This window comes from Nonlabens sp. YIK11 (genome assembly GCF_001413925.1).
Lineage (GTDB): Bacteria > Bacteroidota > Bacteroidia > Flavobacteriales > Flavobacteriaceae > Nonlabens.
This window is the reverse complement of the sequence record NZ_LBMJ01000001.1, coordinates 2,515,962-2,530,743: the sequence shown is the minus strand read 5'-3', so window position 1 is coordinate 2,530,743 and position 14,782 is coordinate 2,515,962. Positions and strand designations below refer to the sequence as shown.

Here is a 14,782-nt window from a genome sequence, read left to right as displayed (position 1 = left end):
AAAAATTGAAACTAACCATCCTAGGCTGTCACAGTGCCACACCACGAGATAAAGCTCGTCCTACAGCTCAGGTATTGGAAATAAAAGGCCATTTAATTCTGATCGATTGCGGAGAAGGAACACAGATGGCCTTACGCAAACAGCGTGTTAAGTTCGCGAGATTCAAGCATATCTTTATTTCACATTTGCATGGCGACCATGTGTATGGGCTTATAGGTCTAATTTCCACGTTTTGCTTGCTGGGTCGTGAGCAGGCACTGCATATCTACGGACCTAAAGGTATCCAGGAAATGATCGAGCTTCAATTGAAGTTGGGCAATAGCTATATGCCTTTTGAGCTTCATTTTACCGAATTGGAAGCCACCAAATCTGTACAAATATTTGAAGACGACTCCATCACGGTGAGTACCATTCCTCTGGATCATCGCGTGTATACTAATGGATATTTATTCAAAGAAAAACCCAACGAGCGACACCTGGATATCATCGCTTGTGAGCAGCTGAATATCGAAAAAGCCTATTACCGCAAAATCAAACAAGGTGCTGACTATGTTAGAGAAAATGGTGAGGTGATCCCTAATGAACGATTAACTACAGATGGAGATCCAGCAAAAAGCTATGCTTTTTGCAGTGATACAATGTATAAGGAAGATATCATCACACACATCAAAGGTGCTACGGCTTTGTATCATGAAAGTACCTTTTTGAAACAGCACGAGGATCTATGTAAAAAAACCAAGCACAGTACTGCGGCGCAGGCTGCTGCGATTGCACGAAAGGCCAACGTTGGTATGCTTATCTTGGGCCATTATTCCAGTCGCTACAAATCCTACGACATGTTTACTGACGAGGCACGACCTATTTTTGAAAACAGTCATTGTGCGCTGGACGGTAAGGTTTTTGAAATCTAGATTCGGACTGTGAAAAAAATTCTTTGTTTATTTTTTTTATTCTCGATTTGTTCTCATTCACAGTCAGATCTGGAAATTCTTGGATATAATCTTTTATTGGGAACCTTGACAGGTGGTTTTGGTTCAGCAATCAATAAGTCGCCAGAACAAAAATGGAACGAAGCTTTTTCTGACGGTGCTTGGAAAGGAGCTGTCGGTGGAACATTACTCTATAGTAGCAAAAAATTAATTGCAGAAGTCAATAGTAAAGAAGAATGGCATCTTGCGTGGTCCTCTAAAATCATTCATGATTCTGGCGCTTCCATTATTGAAAATGCAGCTGCCAATAGACCAATGTTTGATCAAGTTAATTTCAATCTAGGGTTTGTTAGAAACGAATTCAGATTCAAAAACGGCGTCACATGGCGACCTTTAATCAAGCCATTGTCCATGACTCTCACGATATACTCGGCTATTGGTAACGACTTCGATACGGGACTTTCATTAGCCTATGGAACTCCAATATTCATAAGAGACGATGAAAGGTTACCAAATGCTTTCGGGATCACTCATGGTAATGCCATAGTATTGAGAGAATCATTTAAGAACAACTTCAGTTTGATTAATCATGAAATGGTTCACGTTTTTCAATTGGATGAATATGCTGGATTGAATAATTTAATATTACCGCAGCGTAATCGATGGATTAAAAATGAAGCATACGATAAGATTACAGATCTCTTTTATGTGGAATACCATTCATTATTTTATTACTCCTTCTACTTTCTTGATGAGCTTATTCAAGGAAGAGGCTTCAATTTATTGGAAGCTGAGGCCTACAATTTTTCAGATTCTTTTAGAAGGTAAAACCAAAAAAAATCCCGATCTGTAAATCGGGATTTTTAGGTTTTTAAAAGTCAAGACTTTTAAATTTTCTTCATTTGTTGCTTCATCATTTTTACCTGATCGGTCAGCATTCCGTGTTTATCAAGTTTTTTAGCCTCGTTAAGTAGGGTAGTGGCTTCGCGTTTGCGTCTTTTAGTCATTGCGATTCCCGCAAGATTTAATTTTGCCACGGCAAGATCTTGATCCATTCTGAGTCCAGTTTTAATTGCTTTCCTAAAATATTTCTCAGCCTGGGTCATGTTGGTTTGTGATATCATCAAACCTTGTAAGTAATTGTAATATCCCAATTGCTTTGTAACTAGTGCTTTTTCAGGATCATTGATGCGAGCTAGCCATTTTTGAGCTCCAGGAAAATCTTGTTTTCTTAATCTTAGAAAAGCCAAAATGATCATTTCATTCCAAAAATATAAAATGACAAAAATTCCAGCCAATAGTATCAACATGATACCGGTAAGGATCTCGTTTCTAGTAAATTGATAGACGGCAAATGCGACGACGAGTACGGCAAGCACCAACTTAATATTTTTATTGAACATGAGTAGTTTCGTTTGGGGCTGCAAATATAGACAACGCGCTACATTTACCGTAACTCAAAGACTTCATATACCTTTACCGCTTCAAGAATTGCCTGTTATTTTGAATAAAACTGTTCCAGCAGACTATATCCAGCGTGTTGATAAAGCTCTTTTTTACATCGATGAGCATTTGAATGAAGATCTATCTCTGGAAAAGATTGCAGCTGTTGCAGGATATTCCGCTTTTCATTTTCATAGGATCTTCAAGTTGATTACCAATGAGCCACTGCTTACTTACATCAACCGTAAACGCATCGAACGATGCGCCTCACTATTGATGCATAGACGTGATCTTTCCGTTCAAGAGATTTATCTGGAGTACGGTTTCAATAGTGCAAGTAGCTCTTCCAGATCTTTTAAGAAGTATTACGGTTTGAGTCCAGTTCGCTTTCGCGAAAGCGTTACAAACACTAACAACAAGATCCATTCATCAATTAGAAAGAATGGACAAAGGCATCTGGTTATTCAAAAATACATTTGCAGTATTAAGGAACATCTTAAATGGCTAAGCATGAACACTAGTATCCAAATAAAGCAGGTCCCAGAAATGCAACTTGCAGGAGTCACTGCCATAGGTTTTCAAAACGTTGCTGGTAGCTATGACAAACTTGTTAACTGGGCTGGAGATCAAGGGTTACTCGACGCACCAAATGTGAAAATGGTGACGGTCTACCACGACAGTGCCAAAACCACAGCGCCCGATAAGGTCAGGATAAGTGCCTGTATCTTACTCAATAAACAGGTCGAGGTTGCTGGAGAGGTCTCCTTATTGCAGTTGCCGTCGCATCGCTGTATCGTTGCACCTATGGAAATAGGATTATCAGAGTTTGAGCAGGCCTGGAAAAGCCTCTTTATATAGATGCAGGAAAGCGGCCATAAAAAAGCGGCACCGGCGTCTTTTGAAATCTACCATAACAATTACCAGGATCATCCACATAAAAAGTGTATCGTTGACTTGTGTATTCCCATAGAATAAAGGCAATGTTGATAACGTGTGAACTTTCCCAATTATTTTTACTTGTAAACATTGTGTAGTTATAAAGACTTCCTATCTTTGCACCCGATTAAAAATTAAGGTTCGACCTTTTTATTATATAGAATTACACGATGGCACAAAAGAGAACATACCAACCTAGTAAGAGAAAGAGAAGAAACAAGCACGGTTTCAGAGAGCGCATGGCATCTGCAAATGGTCGTAAAGTTCTTGCACGTCGTAGAGCAAAAGGACGCAAGAAACTTTCTGTTTCAACTGAAAGAAGACATAAGAGATAATGATTTATCCTCTATAAATTATAGGCGTTACTTTTTTAGAAGTAACGCCTTTTTTTATGCCCGCACATTAACGAAATTTGAACATCCCACAAAAACATACCCATGCCAAAAAGAAAAGATCTAAAATCCATACTATTAATAGGTAGTGGACCCATCATTATTGGACAGGCCTGTGAATTTGACTACGCAGGTTCTCAATCATTGCGATCAATGAGAGAAGAAGGAATTGAAACCATATTGATCAATTCCAACCCAGCAACCATTATGACAGATCCGTCTATGGCAGACCACGTATATTTGTTGCCATTAACAACCAAGTCCTTACGTAAAATCCTTGCAGAGCATCCACAAATCGATGCGGTATTGCCTACCATGGGCGGACAGACAGCCTTGAATTTATGTATTGAAGCACAGGAAAAAGGCATCTGGGAAGATCACAATGTCGACTTGATAGGTGTTGATATAGATGCTATCAACATCACAGAAGATAGAGAGAAGTTTAGAGAATTGATGGGCAAGATTGGGGTTGGTATGGCTCCACAAGCGACAGCAACCTCTTTCCTAAAAGGTAAGGAAATCGCACAGGAATTTGGTTTTCCATTATGTATACGATCTTCGTTCACGCTAGGTGGTGCTGGTGCAGCAATCGTTCATAAAGAAGAGGACTATGACGAGTTATTGCAGCTGGGTCTAGAGGTATCGCCCATTCATGAGGTCATGATTGACAAAGCCTTGTTGGGCTGGAAGGAATATGAGCTGGAATTGCTACGGGACAAAAATGACAACGTAGTTATTATTTGTACCATAGAAAATATGGATCCCATGGGAATCCATACGGGTGACTCCATCACGGTGGCACCTGCGATGACCTTGTCAGACCGTACCTACCAAAAGATGCGCGACATGGCGATTCACATGATGCGCAGCATAGGTGAATTTGAAGGTGGTTGTAACGTTCAATTTGCTGTGAGCCCAGATGAAAGAGAAGACATCATCGCAATTGAGATCAATCCGCGAGTGTCTCGTTCTAGTGCACTGGCATCTAAGGCCACTGGATATCCTATTGCAAAAATTGCTACAAAATTAGCACTGGGCTACACTCTGGACGAGTTGAGCAACCAGATTACCGGTAGCACTTCGGCATTGTTTGAGCCTACTTTGGATTACGTGATCGTTAAAATACCACGATGGAATTTTGACAAATTTGAAGGCTCTGACCGCACATTAGGCCTGCAAATGAAAGCCGTAGGTGAGGTGATGGGAATAGGTAGATCCTTCCAAGAAGCTTTACATAAAGCCACACAGTCTCTGGAGATCAAACGTAACGGTTTAGGCGCAGACGGTAAAGGCTATACCGATTATAATCAGGTGATTGATAAGTTGACCAACGCAAGTTGGGATCGAGTTTTTGCCCTTTACGACGCCATCGCCATGGGAATATCTCTGTCCAGAATCCATGAGATCACACGCATTGACATGTGGTACTTGAGACAATTTGAGGAGTTACATGAGTTGGAGTTGGAGATAGGAAAGTTTGATATTAGTTCGCTTTCGCGAAAGCTACTTCTAGAAGCAAAACAAAAAGGATTTGCAGATCGTCAAATCGCACACATGCTGGGCTGTTTGGAATCTGAGGTGTACACCAAGCGCGAAGAGATGAATATCAATCGCGTCTACAAACTAGTAGATACTTGTGCTGCAGAGTTCAAAGCAGAAACGCCATATTACTACAGCACCTTTGAAGCAGACATGGAAACACCTGATGGGAAGCGCGCTGCACAAAACGAAAGCATTGTTTCTGATAAGAAAAAAGTCATTGTATTAGGTTCTGGACCTAACCGTATAGGACAAGGAATTGAGTTTGATTATTGTTGTGTCCACGGTGTTTATGCCGCACAGGAATGTGGTTATGAAGCCATCATGATCAACTGTAATCCAGAGACGGTTTCTACCGACTTTGACACGGCAGACAAACTGTACTTTGAACCAGTTTTCTGGGAACATATCTATGACATCATACGTCATGAGAAGCCAGAAGGAGTGATCGTACAATTGGGTGGTCAAACAGCATTGAAATTGGCCGAAAAACTGGATCGCTACGGCATTAAAATAATGGGAACCAGCTTTGAGGCACTTGACCTAGCTGAAGATCGTGGTAGATTCTCTACTTTATTGCAGGATATCAATATTCCATATCCAGAATTTGATACCGCAACATCTCCAGACGAGGCGATGAAAGTGGCCGATAAACTGGACTTCCCGATTTTGGTACGACCTTCATACGTCCTAGGTGGACAAGGAATGAAGATCGTGATCAACAAACAAGAATTGGAAGAACACGTGGTGGACATCTTGAGAAAAATCCCAAACAACGTGTTATTGCTGGATCACTATCTGGATGGTGCGATAGAAGCAGAGGCAGATGCGATATGTGATGGCGAGAACGTCTACATCATAGGTATTATGGAGCATATAGAGCCTTGTGGGATACATTCGGGAGATTCTAATGCCACCTTGCCGCCATTCAACCTGGGCGATCTGGTAATGCAGCAAATTAAGGATCACACTAAAAAGATCGCACTTGCTTTAAAAACAGTTGGGTTAATCAACATTCAATTTGCCATCAAAGACGATATTGTTTACATCATAGAAGCCAATCCTAGAGCCTCTAGAACGGTTCCGTTTATTGCAAAGGCCTATGGAGAACCTTACGTAAACTACGCTACTAAAGTGATGCTAGGGCATAACAAGGTCACAGACTTTGACTTCAACCCACAATTGAAAGGTTATGCCATCAAGCAGCCGGTATTCTCATTCAACAAGTTCCCTAACGTTGACAAACGATTGGGTCCAGAAATGAAATCTACTGGAGAAAGCATCTTGTTTGTAGACAGTTTAAAAGATGATGAGTTTTATGAGCTGTATGCGAGACGTAGGATGTATTTGAGTAAGTAGTGCCACTAAAGTTTTAAAACCCATTTTTATAATGGGTTTTTTTATACATTTTTTAAAGTGTCATAGACAAAGATAGTTTTAATACGCGTATAATCTTTAATTTTGTCATAGATAAAGATAGATAATTGGATTTAATTGAAGTATATAATCGTTTTCCAACACATTTAGATTGTATTCATTTTCTGGAGGAGTTAAGGTGGAAAAATGTACCGATTTGCCCTTATTGTTTTTCTGATTCAACGACTGCTTACAGCAAAAAATATCGACATCAATGCAATAATTGCAACACTTCATTCAGTGTAACGGTAAACACGATGTTTCACAAAACTAGAATTGACTTGCAAAAGTGGTTTTTAGCCATCGAATTATTTACAAATTATGAAAGGAAATATTCGATAAGGGAATTAGCGCAAGAATTAAATATTGCAAAAGATTCTGCGCTACGGATGACTAAGATGATATCTTCTGACCTTAGGCGGAAAGATTCTTTAACTTTTAAAATAATAGATTATGAAAAATAATTTGAAAGCCACACATGAAGGGAAGATTAAAATTGGTGATACAGAACTTAGTGTTGCTGTTTTACAAGACGAAACTAGGGTAATTACTCAGTCGGCTGTTTTCAAAGCTTTTGGTAGAACAAAAAGAGGTAGAAAAATAGGAGAGGTTAGAGTGCCGAATATGCCAGCATTCATAGATGCCAATAACCTTCAACCTTTTATAAATGAAGAGCTAAGACAAACTTTGAATACTATTTCCTATACCTCTAAAAACGGATCAGATTTAGAAGGATATGATGCGAACATCTTACCATTGATGTGTAAGATGTATTTAGATGCTAGAGAAGCTATTAAGTTGAGTCCTCAACAAATGCCACTTGCGAGAGCAAGCGAAATTTTACTTTTGGCTTTGTCTAAGCTAGGTATCACTGCCTTGGTCGATGAGGCAACAGGTTATCAAGATGTTAGGGTAAAGGATGCTCTACAAAAAATTCTTGATCAATATCTGTTAGAAGACGCTAAAAAATACAGAGTAACTTTTCCTTTAGAGCTTTACAAGCAGTGGTTTAGACTTAATAATTGGGACTGGAGAGAGCAAAATGCTCAGAAACGACCTAGCGTTATCGGAAAATGGACGAATAAATATATATATGAACGTATCGCACCAAACATACTAAAAGAGCTAGAGAAAAAAAATCCGAAGAATAGTAAAGGTCATCGTAAGTATAAGCATTTTCAGTTCTTAACTGAAGAGGTTGGTGAGCCAAAACTTCGTGAATTTTTTGGAGGTTTAATAGCTTTAGCAAGAGCAACTAATAGTTGGAAAAAATATACCGAACTTGTTGAAAGGGCATACCCTAAAAGTGGTGATCAACTAGATATGTTTTTGGATGAATAAAATCAGCTTTATTTGACCTATGAAATTACTTGTTGGAAAAATTCACTCATTTTATGACTGTAGGACTTCCACATTATAATCCTTCAACAGTTCCACAAATTCCTCAGCATTAAAGTTGGTGGCTTTCATTTCTTTGGAACTGTTTCTCTTGATGGATTTGCGGCGTATTTCTCGGGCAAATCTCCTGATGTGCGTATCGCTACTTAATTTAAGTCCAGGTACGGCAATGGTTTTACCTTCATCATCTTTGGCCACCATAGTGACATAGCTGGAGTTACAATGCTTTTTATCGCCAGATTTGATGTCTTCAGCATCGACTCTGATGCCTACGACCATAGAAGTGTTTCCTACATAATTGACGGTAGCTTTTAAGGTAACCATCTCACCAACTTCTATAGGCGCTAAAAAGTCTACCACGTCCACACTTGCCGTCACACAATAGTTGTTGCTGTGTTTTGACGCGCAGGCAAAAGCGATCTGGTCAATCAATGATAGGATATGGCCGCCATGAATCTTGCCAGAAAAATTGGCATGCGATGGCAACATCAACATGGATATGACGACTCTGGATTCCTCGGGCGTTTTGAAAATCTTTGACATGGGTTTGAGCTTTGAGTCGATAGCAGTGAGTTTCTATTGATTACGCTTTCGCGAAAGCGAACTATACCAAAAACAATTGCATCACAATGGGCAATTGTTACTGAAAACAGGTCACGGTTTAATTGCGGTTAAAGTGTGGCGATTGCTCCAGCGAGACTTCGGTAATGAAATACTTGGTGTCACCCCAAAAGAAAAAGGTGCCGAAGCGCTCTTCATACTTGAGTTTCACATATTGACCTTGATATTCCTGTAGCTTTTCAATGACTTCTTTTTCCTCGTCCAGGACCGAGAAGGAAAATATTTGAGCACCACTGATGCCTTGAGAGATCTCGCCTTCCCAGGTTTTGACCAAGTAACCTTTACTGGAAAATTTGATCAATTCACCGCTGCGGTACCCGTCTGAATAGGTTGCAAAATATAGAAAGCTGTACCAAATAATAGCCAGCAGGACGATGGTTGCGAGGATAACGCCTAATATTTTTTTCATAATCCGGTCATTTGTTGAAAGGCTATACCCGTAAGTATTGCGATGCCAAAACTAAGCAAAGTCCCGATCAATACATATTCCGTTAATTTCATATTATGTTCTCTGTTGAGATCTCCAAACCTAAAAACTGATTTGGCTGCCAGTAGAAATCCAACAGCACCAAATTGGCCAACGACAATGAATACAAAAACCAGCAGTCGTTCTATGATTCCTATCCAGTTGCCTGCGTTTTTAAGCGAGTCGATACCAGCGTTTTCTGGATTTAATTTCCATCTTGTAAAAAACATTTTAAGCGCTATGCTTATAGGCGTGGTAAGGAAAAGGATGCAGGCGATAAAAAACCAGGTCTGAGCAGGAATTTGAAATGAGAAATAGGTAAAGTCTGCATCATAGCCTTTGATCAAAGCGATTAATACGATGACCGCCACATGGGCTACTTGATCCATCAAAAACAACCATCGCTTGTTTTTCTTATTTGTCCCATACAGTTTGATCAGATCGATTACCAAATGAGACGCCATGATGATTACCGCAATATACCACAAGTATATATCCCATAGCAGAATCATCACCAACGCTCCATGGATCAATACATGAACGTATAGTGCAACCGATTTGATCTTGCGCTTTTCCTTGCTTTTAACGCTGTCGTTAGTCTGCAGGAAAAAGTCTCCTATAAAATGGGCGATGAGAAGTTTAAAGAATAGAATCATTACTTACGTCTTTATAGTATTGAGCAAACTGATCGATCAACTCACTGGTTTCTTTCCAGTTGGCTCTCTGTAGCCTTCGGCTTAGGGTTGCTTGCTGTACTCCTAATATTTTACCTATGGCTTCTTGTGTGATGCCTGGATGCTCCATGACCGCAACAATGACTTCTGCGCTGTTTTGTGTCCAGTGATCCATATATAAGCAGGCCATCTTCAAAGTTAAGTTGAAATAATCATCAAGTGGATGACCTGATTGGACCATCATATTCACACCTTTTTCTTTCAGTGAATCTAGCAGCATACCAGATTTTGTAAGGGCGCTGCCCGTAGAAACGGCGATGTTGTTTTCGATTAGTTCTACATTCCCTAAGCCAATCGCTATTCTAACATCTAGATCTCCAAATCTCTTCAACGCTGCCTTTATTTTAATACTTACATATAGACCAAGCTCAGGAGTTTTTATTAGCGCCTGAAAACTATCACCGCGGTAGATTTGGAAAAGTCCATCACTGGAATATTCGCTCAAAATATCCTTTAATACCTTTACAAAGGTTTCAGGATCATTTTGTTGTGAGTTGATGATATCACCAGCTATAACTACTTTCATAAGTATTACGTAAATGAGTAATAATGTAAATATATTACATACATACGTAATAATCATAAATATTACCTAAAAACGTAATAAATTGAATTATTACGTAAAAGCGTAATAATTATTCTTCATCGTCATTTGGGCTATCCAGCTCTAGATAATCTGGATCGTTATCTACCGCACGACGTACCAGTTTCTCATTGACTGATTTGTTGGCTTTCGCACCTAATTTTTTCAAACGCTCTACGCGTCCTACTAAATTACCGGCACCATCAGTTAGCTTATTCATGCTAGCAGAATAGGATTTCTTAACTGTATCGAGTTGAGCGCCTACCTTGATCAAATCATCAGTAAGACCTACAAATTTGTCATATAGCGCACCAGCAGCTTTTGCAATGTCTAAGGCATTCTTTTGTTGCTTTTCATTTTGCCACATGGTGTCAATGGTGCGCAATGTCGCGAGCAGAGTCGTAGGCGTTACTATCACAATATTCTTTTCAAAGGCATCTGTATAAACTGTTGAGTCTGCGTTCAAGGCCGCCGCAAATGCCGGCTCTATTGGAATGAACAACAACACAAAATCTGGACTTTCAATCGAGTACAATTCATGATAATTCTTATCTGACAAATCGCTGATGTGTTTGCGCAAGGCAGCGACGTGCGCTTTTAAATGCAGGTGTTGTTGCGCTTCATCTTCTTCATTGACCCAGCGCTCATAGGCATTTAGGGAAACCTTGGAGTCGATCACCATTTTATTGCCGCCAGGTAGATGCACGACAACATCAGGGAAATAGGTTTTGCCTTCTTCGGTTTTGACGCTTTGCTGCACCTCATATTCCGACCCTTTTTCAAGACCTGATTTTTCTAGAACTCGTTCCAGCACCAGTTCACCCCAATTTCCGCGCATTTTGGAATCTCCTTTCAATGCCTTGGTCAAATTGCTGGTTTCCTTACTCATCTGCTCATTGAGCTCCTTCAATCCAATGATTTGTTGGCGCAATGAGCTTTGTCTATCGATGGTATCCTTATGCGTGTCTTCCACACGTTTTTCAAAACTCTTGATCTTCTCCTGTAACGGATTCAAAATCTGCTCGATGTTAAGCTTATTTTGAGTCGTGAATTTGGTGCTTTTCTCGTCCAGGATTTTGTTGGCCAGGTTTTCAAATTCCTTGGTGAACTTCTCGTTGAGTTTTTCCAATTCTGCTTGAGACTGCTCGTATTTTTCCTCGGCCTTTTCGTGAATGGTACGCATCTGGGCAAGTTGTACGCTCAAGTGTTCTTTTTCACGATTTAGTTCCTTATAGTTTTCCTCAGTTTTTAAAAGTCGAGTGCGCAGTTCTTCTTGTGTTTCCTTTTTCTGGTGGATTTCTGCATTCAGGGAACTTTGAGCATTACGCAATTCGTCACGTTCTCTTAGGACCAGTTTGCCTTCTTCTACAAGAAGGTTCAAGCGTTCTTTTTCTGCTTCCAAAAACTGGAGCGGTGAAGAGAATTTGTTTTTGGCAAAAAACCAGCCTACCAAGGCGCCTACCAACAATCCCGCGATCAGTAACACTACCGCAAACACATCTGCCGTCATAAAAAATTGATTTAGCGTAAAGTTACAAAGTCAAATAAGGTCATCTCAAAATTGCGCGGAGCAGTTATCCACATTTAATCTTTTCCAGGCCGCAGTCGATAACTTCCATGTTCCCAGCTTAGAAACGGCGATGGGAACAGCTGCTCTAGAATATTCTTCTCCTTGAATTCCTTAATGCTTTTGAACCTGATGTAGCTATCGTGGATATACACGACTTGATCTGCCAGTGCTGTGGCCATGGCAATCTCATGAGAAGAAAATATAATGGTGCGGCTCTGGTTTTGGCAATGGTTTTTGAGCAACATCAACAACTCGGCTTTATGATGAATATCCAGATGGTTGGTAGGCTCGTCCATCAAAATATAGTCGGTATCTTGAACTAAGGATCGCGCGATCAATGCACGTTGCAGCTGGCCGTCACTTAGCGTTGAAAGCTGTCTTTTTTGAAGGTCGAGTAGCTCAAAATCGGTTAGGGTTTTGTCGATGATTTCCTGATCTGCTGCGGTCAAACTTCCCAAAAAATTGGTGTACGGTGCACGGCTTATTTCCAGTAATTGCCTCACGGTGATGGATTTACTGATGGATCTGTCTGTAGTCAAAATCGAGACGTGCTGCGAGAGTTCCTCTAGGTTGATTTGTGTGATAGACCTGCCGTTGAGCGATACGTTTCCGCCCAATAAATGGCTGCCGTTTGCCATGCATCGCAACAAGGTGGACTTGCCCGTGCCGTTTGCACCTATGATGGATATGAATTTCGCTTTCGCGAAAGCGATATGACCCACACATTTTGCAAGAATCTCTTGATCGTAACCTATCTGTATGTCTTGTAAAACCAGCATTAGAAGCGAAGGTATCTCTTTTTAACGATGAGCCAGATCACGAGTGGTGCGCCTACCAGCGATGTCACTGCATTGATGGGTAACGAATAGTTGGAAAATGGCAATTGCGCCACGATATCGCAAGCGAGTAGGAGCGATGCACCAATAATAATCACCAACGGAATCAGTTTTTTGTGATCCATGCTGGGCATGATGAGTCGTGCGATGTGCGGTACGGCCAGGCCTATAAATGCGATAGGACCTGCAAAAGCGGTAATGCTACCGGCCAATATACAGGTGATAGAGATGATGATCCAGCGTGTTTTAGTAATGTTGATTCCCAGACTGCGGGCATAGGTCTCGCCCAGTAACAACGCGTTGAGTGGTTTGATGATGAGCAACAGTGCTACGAGTGATATGATCACCAATACGGCAATGACCGCAAGTTCATTCCACGTGAGGTTTCCCAAACTGCCCAATCCCCAAAATACATAACGTCGTAACTGCTCGCTGGGACTAAAATATTGCAGTATTCCAACCACAGCGCTGCTCAAACTGCCTACCATCAAGCCTATGATCAACAATCCCATCGTGTCTTTGATACGTAATGAGATCAAGAGAATCAGCAAGAAAACTGCGAGACTTCCCAAAACGCTGGAAGCAATCACGCCCAATCCTGACACCATGGAAAAACCCAGTAAAGAACCGCCCATGATACAGATCGCGACACCTAATCCCGCACCAGAAGAAATCCCCAAAACAAACGGTCCCGCTAGCGGATTCCTAAACAAGGTTTGCATGAGCATCCCAGCAATGGCCAGACCAGCGCCGGTCAACACAGCCATGACGGCACGTGGTAAACGCAGTTGCGTAATGATGTAATTATTAGTGGTATCCGGCGCATCTAGAAAAAGCCCCCAAATTTCAGATAAAGAAATATATACAGATCCCAAGGCAATGTCTGCTACAAAAAGTAGGAGCAGCAACGTGATAAGAAGGATATAAGTGGACGTTTTCAATCAGATAAAGGATCAAAGAAGTTGAGATCATTCTCTTGCGGCTTACCATGAAATATTTCGATCAAATCCTTGAGAACCAGATCAGGTCGCATGGCGGCAGATTCATAATATATAACGCCACCAGTTGGGCCTTTGCGCATTGCAAAAGTAAACAGTTGTTTTTCTTGAAATGCCTTGAATAACTCATAAGAGGCATTGTCGGCCAGCAATTGCTCGTAAGAAGTATATTGTCCAGGCGCAATCCAGAAATCGGCATTTTGAGCATCATTCAGGACGGTTTCTACATTGTATGCCAGTGAACCAGAACCTTGGGTTTCTTGGTAGATATAGTTTGCTCCAGCATCATTGATCATGCGTCCTTGCCAGGAATTGCCATAAGGCAAATACCAGACATCTTTCCACGTGGCGCCAGCGATTACCGTAGGCTTGTCTAGATCTTGAACACTTGCTTTTGCTGCTAGATAATCGGCTTCTATTTTTTTGAAAATCGCAAAGGCTTCTTTTTCCTTATTAAACAAAATCCCAAAAACCTTGATCCATTCTGCACGACCTAACGGATGTTGCTCTGTCCAGTCGCCGTTGTAGAGTACAGGAATACCGGCTTCCATCATACGATCATAGGTAGGATTATCTGCATCAATGCCGTATCCTATCACAAGATCCGGCACTAATGAAATGGTGCGCTCTAGATTGACGTCTTCATTAGAACCTAGATCTTCCACATCACCAGTATCAATGCGTTCCCGCATCGCTGGAGAACTGATGTAGTCCGTATCTGGAAAGCCTATGAGTTTGTCGGTTTCGTTCAGTAATTCCAGCGGCGGTATGTGCGTCGTGGACGTCGCGATCAGTTTTTCTACTGGGATTTGCACGTCTCCAACCGTGGCATCTGTACTGAAATCCAATTGCAATGTGTCTGCAGATCCTGGCCACGGATTATTGATCATGAGTCGATAGCCATCTTTGATTCTCATAAGG

Annotated in this window: 17 protein-coding genes; 7 read left to right on the top strand and 10 right to left on the bottom strand. The window is 41.0% G+C overall.

All coding sequences use genetic code 11. From position 1 onward, the window contains the following. Positions 1-5: 5 nt before the first annotated feature. Positions 6-911 (top strand): ribonuclease Z, encoded by a 906-nt coding sequence (locus tag AAU57_RS11435; RefSeq protein ID WP_055413036.1) that lies wholly within the window; start codon positions 6-8, stop codon positions 909-911. Positions 912-920: 9 nt separating this feature from the next. Next, the gene (locus AAU57_RS11430; protein ID WP_055413035.1) at positions 921-1,757 is read left to right on the top strand and encodes a hypothetical protein; all 837 of its coding nucleotides are present in this window, start codon (positions 921-923) and stop codon (positions 1,755-1,757) included. A 59-nt stretch (positions 1,758-1,816) separates the two neighbouring features. On the opposite strand, the gene AAU57_RS11425 is transcribed toward AAU57_RS11430, so the two are convergent. Further along, complete coding sequence (locus AAU57_RS11425) at positions 1,817-2,332, bottom strand: hypothetical protein (protein ID WP_055413034.1); 516 nt, start codon at positions 2,330-2,332, stop codon at positions 1,817-1,819. On the opposite strand from AAU57_RS11425, the gene AAU57_RS11420 reads away from it, so the two are divergent. Beyond that, positions 2,331-3,230, top strand: a complete 900-nt coding sequence (locus AAU57_RS11420) for a GyrI-like domain-containing protein (RefSeq protein ID WP_055413033.1) — start codon at positions 2,331-2,333, stop codon at positions 3,228-3,230. The genes AAU57_RS11425 and AAU57_RS11420 overlap by 2 nt on opposite strands. Here AAU57_RS11420 and AAU57_RS15070 read toward each other — a convergent pair. Continuing rightward, positions 3,223-3,399: a hypothetical protein gene (locus tag AAU57_RS15070; RefSeq protein WP_156340124.1), complete on the bottom strand. Its 177-nt coding sequence runs from the start codon at positions 3,397-3,399 to the stop codon at positions 3,223-3,225. The two genes, AAU57_RS11420 and AAU57_RS15070, sit on opposite strands and share 8 nt — an antisense overlap. Before the next feature lie 79 nt (positions 3,400-3,478). On the opposite strand from AAU57_RS15070, the gene rpmH reads away from it, so the two are divergent. The 4 genes from rpmH to AAU57_RS11410 all read left to right on the top strand — a co-directional run bounded on the left by rpmH (position 3,479) and on the right by AAU57_RS11410 (position 7,996). Beyond that, on the top strand, positions 3,479-3,643 hold the full coding sequence (gene rpmH, locus AAU57_RS14885) for a 50S ribosomal protein L34 (protein ID WP_082438615.1): 165 nt from the start codon (positions 3,479-3,481) through the stop codon (positions 3,641-3,643). 102 nt (positions 3,644-3,745) lie between these two features. Continuing rightward, entirely contained in the window at positions 3,746-6,598 is a 2,853-nt protein-coding gene (gene carB / locus AAU57_RS11415) for a carbamoyl-phosphate synthase large subunit (RefSeq protein WP_055413032.1), read from the top strand. A 125-nt stretch (positions 6,599-6,723) separates the two neighbouring features. Further along, a complete protein-coding gene (locus AAU57_RS14880) occupies positions 6,724-7,119 on the top strand; it encodes a transposase (RefSeq protein ID WP_082438614.1) in 396 nt (131 codons plus the stop codon). Next, positions 7,109-7,996 carry a P63C domain-containing protein gene (locus AAU57_RS11410; protein ID WP_082438613.1) on the top strand — a complete coding sequence of 296 codons (888 nt, stop codon included), beginning with the start codon at positions 7,109-7,111 and terminating at the stop codon, positions 7,994-7,996. Before AAU57_RS14880 ends, AAU57_RS11410 begins: the two co-directional genes overlap by 11 nt. A gap of 51 nt (positions 7,997-8,047) precedes the next feature. Here AAU57_RS11410 and AAU57_RS11405 read toward each other — a convergent pair whose 3' ends face one another. The 8 genes from AAU57_RS11405 to AAU57_RS11370 form a co-directional block, all read right to left on the bottom strand. Beyond that, positions 8,048-8,596, bottom strand: a complete 549-nt coding sequence (locus AAU57_RS11405) for an acyl-CoA thioesterase (RefSeq protein WP_055413031.1) — start codon at positions 8,594-8,596, stop codon at positions 8,048-8,050. 118 nt (positions 8,597-8,714) lie between these two features. Beyond that, on the bottom strand, positions 8,715-9,083 hold the full coding sequence (locus tag AAU57_RS11400; RefSeq protein WP_055413030.1) for a hypothetical protein: 369 nt from the start codon (positions 9,081-9,083) through the stop codon (positions 8,715-8,717). After that, positions 9,080-9,796 (bottom strand): DUF3307 domain-containing protein, encoded by a 717-nt coding sequence (locus AAU57_RS11395; protein WP_055413029.1) that lies wholly within the window; start codon positions 9,794-9,796, stop codon positions 9,080-9,082. Before AAU57_RS11395 ends, AAU57_RS11400 begins: the two co-directional genes overlap by 4 nt. Then, positions 9,780-10,400 (bottom strand): SatD family protein, encoded by a 621-nt coding sequence (locus AAU57_RS11390; protein ID WP_055413028.1) that lies wholly within the window; start codon positions 10,398-10,400, stop codon positions 9,780-9,782. The genes AAU57_RS11395 and AAU57_RS11390 overlap by 17 nt, the downstream gene beginning before the upstream one ends. A gap of 109 nt (positions 10,401-10,509) precedes the next feature. Next, on the bottom strand, positions 10,510-11,967 hold the full coding sequence (gene rmuC / locus AAU57_RS11385) for a DNA recombination protein RmuC (protein WP_055413027.1): 1,458 nt from the start codon (positions 11,965-11,967) through the stop codon (positions 10,510-10,512). A 74-nt stretch (positions 11,968-12,041) separates the two neighbouring features. Further along, a complete protein-coding gene (locus AAU57_RS11380) occupies positions 12,042-12,806 on the bottom strand; it encodes an ABC transporter ATP-binding protein (RefSeq protein WP_055413026.1) in 765 nt (254 codons plus the stop codon). Then, on the bottom strand, positions 12,806-13,804 hold the full coding sequence (locus tag AAU57_RS11375) for an iron ABC transporter permease (RefSeq protein WP_055413025.1): 999 nt from the start codon (positions 13,802-13,804) through the stop codon (positions 12,806-12,808). The genes AAU57_RS11380 and AAU57_RS11375 overlap by 1 nt, the downstream gene beginning before the upstream one ends. Further along, entirely contained in the window at positions 13,801-14,778 is a 978-nt protein-coding gene (locus AAU57_RS11370) for an ABC transporter substrate-binding protein (RefSeq protein WP_231717812.1), read from the bottom strand. Before AAU57_RS11370 ends, AAU57_RS11375 begins: the two co-directional genes overlap by 4 nt. Positions 14,779-14,782 lie beyond the last annotated feature (4 nt).

Coding starts and splice junctions, on each gene's coding strand:
- AAU57_RS15070 (WP_156340124.1), bottom strand. CDS start 3,399: ATGTTTACAAGTAAAAATAATTGGGAAAGTTCACACGTTATCAACATT.
- AAU57_RS11400 (WP_055413030.1), bottom strand. CDS start 9,083: ATGAAAAAAATATTAGGCGTTATCCTCGCAACCATCGTCCTGCTGGCT.
- AAU57_RS11405 (WP_055413031.1), bottom strand. CDS start 8,596: ATGTCAAAGATTTTCAAAACGCCCGAGGAATCCAGAGTCGTCATATCC.
- AAU57_RS11420 (WP_055413033.1), top strand. CDS start 2,331: ATGAGTAGTTTCGTTTGGGGCTGCAAATATAGACAACGCGCTACATTT.
- AAU57_RS11395 (WP_055413029.1), bottom strand. CDS start 9,796: ATGATTCTATTCTTTAAACTTCTCATCGCCCATTTTATAGGAGACTTT.
- AAU57_RS11380 (WP_055413026.1), bottom strand. CDS start 12,806: ATGCTGGTTTTACAAGACATACAGATAGGTTACGATCAAGAGATTCTT.
- AAU57_RS11370 (WP_231717812.1), bottom strand. CDS start 14,778: ATGAGAATCAAAGATGGCTATCGACTCATGATCAATAATCCGTGGCCA.
- rmuC (WP_055413027.1), bottom strand. CDS start 11,967: ATGACGGCAGATGTGTTTGCGGTAGTGTTACTGATCGCGGGATTGTTG.
- AAU57_RS11425 (WP_055413034.1), bottom strand. CDS start 2,332: ATGTTCAATAAAAATATTAAGTTGGTGCTTGCCGTACTCGTCGTCGCA.
- AAU57_RS11390 (WP_055413028.1), bottom strand. CDS start 10,400: ATGAAAGTAGTTATAGCTGGTGATATCATCAACTCACAACAAAATGAT.
- AAU57_RS11410 (WP_082438613.1), top strand. CDS start 7,109: ATGAAAAATAATTTGAAAGCCACACATGAAGGGAAGATTAAAATTGGT.
- carB (WP_055413032.1), top strand. CDS start 3,746: ATGCCAAAAAGAAAAGATCTAAAATCCATACTATTAATAGGTAGTGGA.
- rpmH (WP_082438615.1), top strand. CDS start 3,479: ATGGCACAAAAGAGAACATACCAACCTAGTAAGAGAAAGAGAAGAAAC.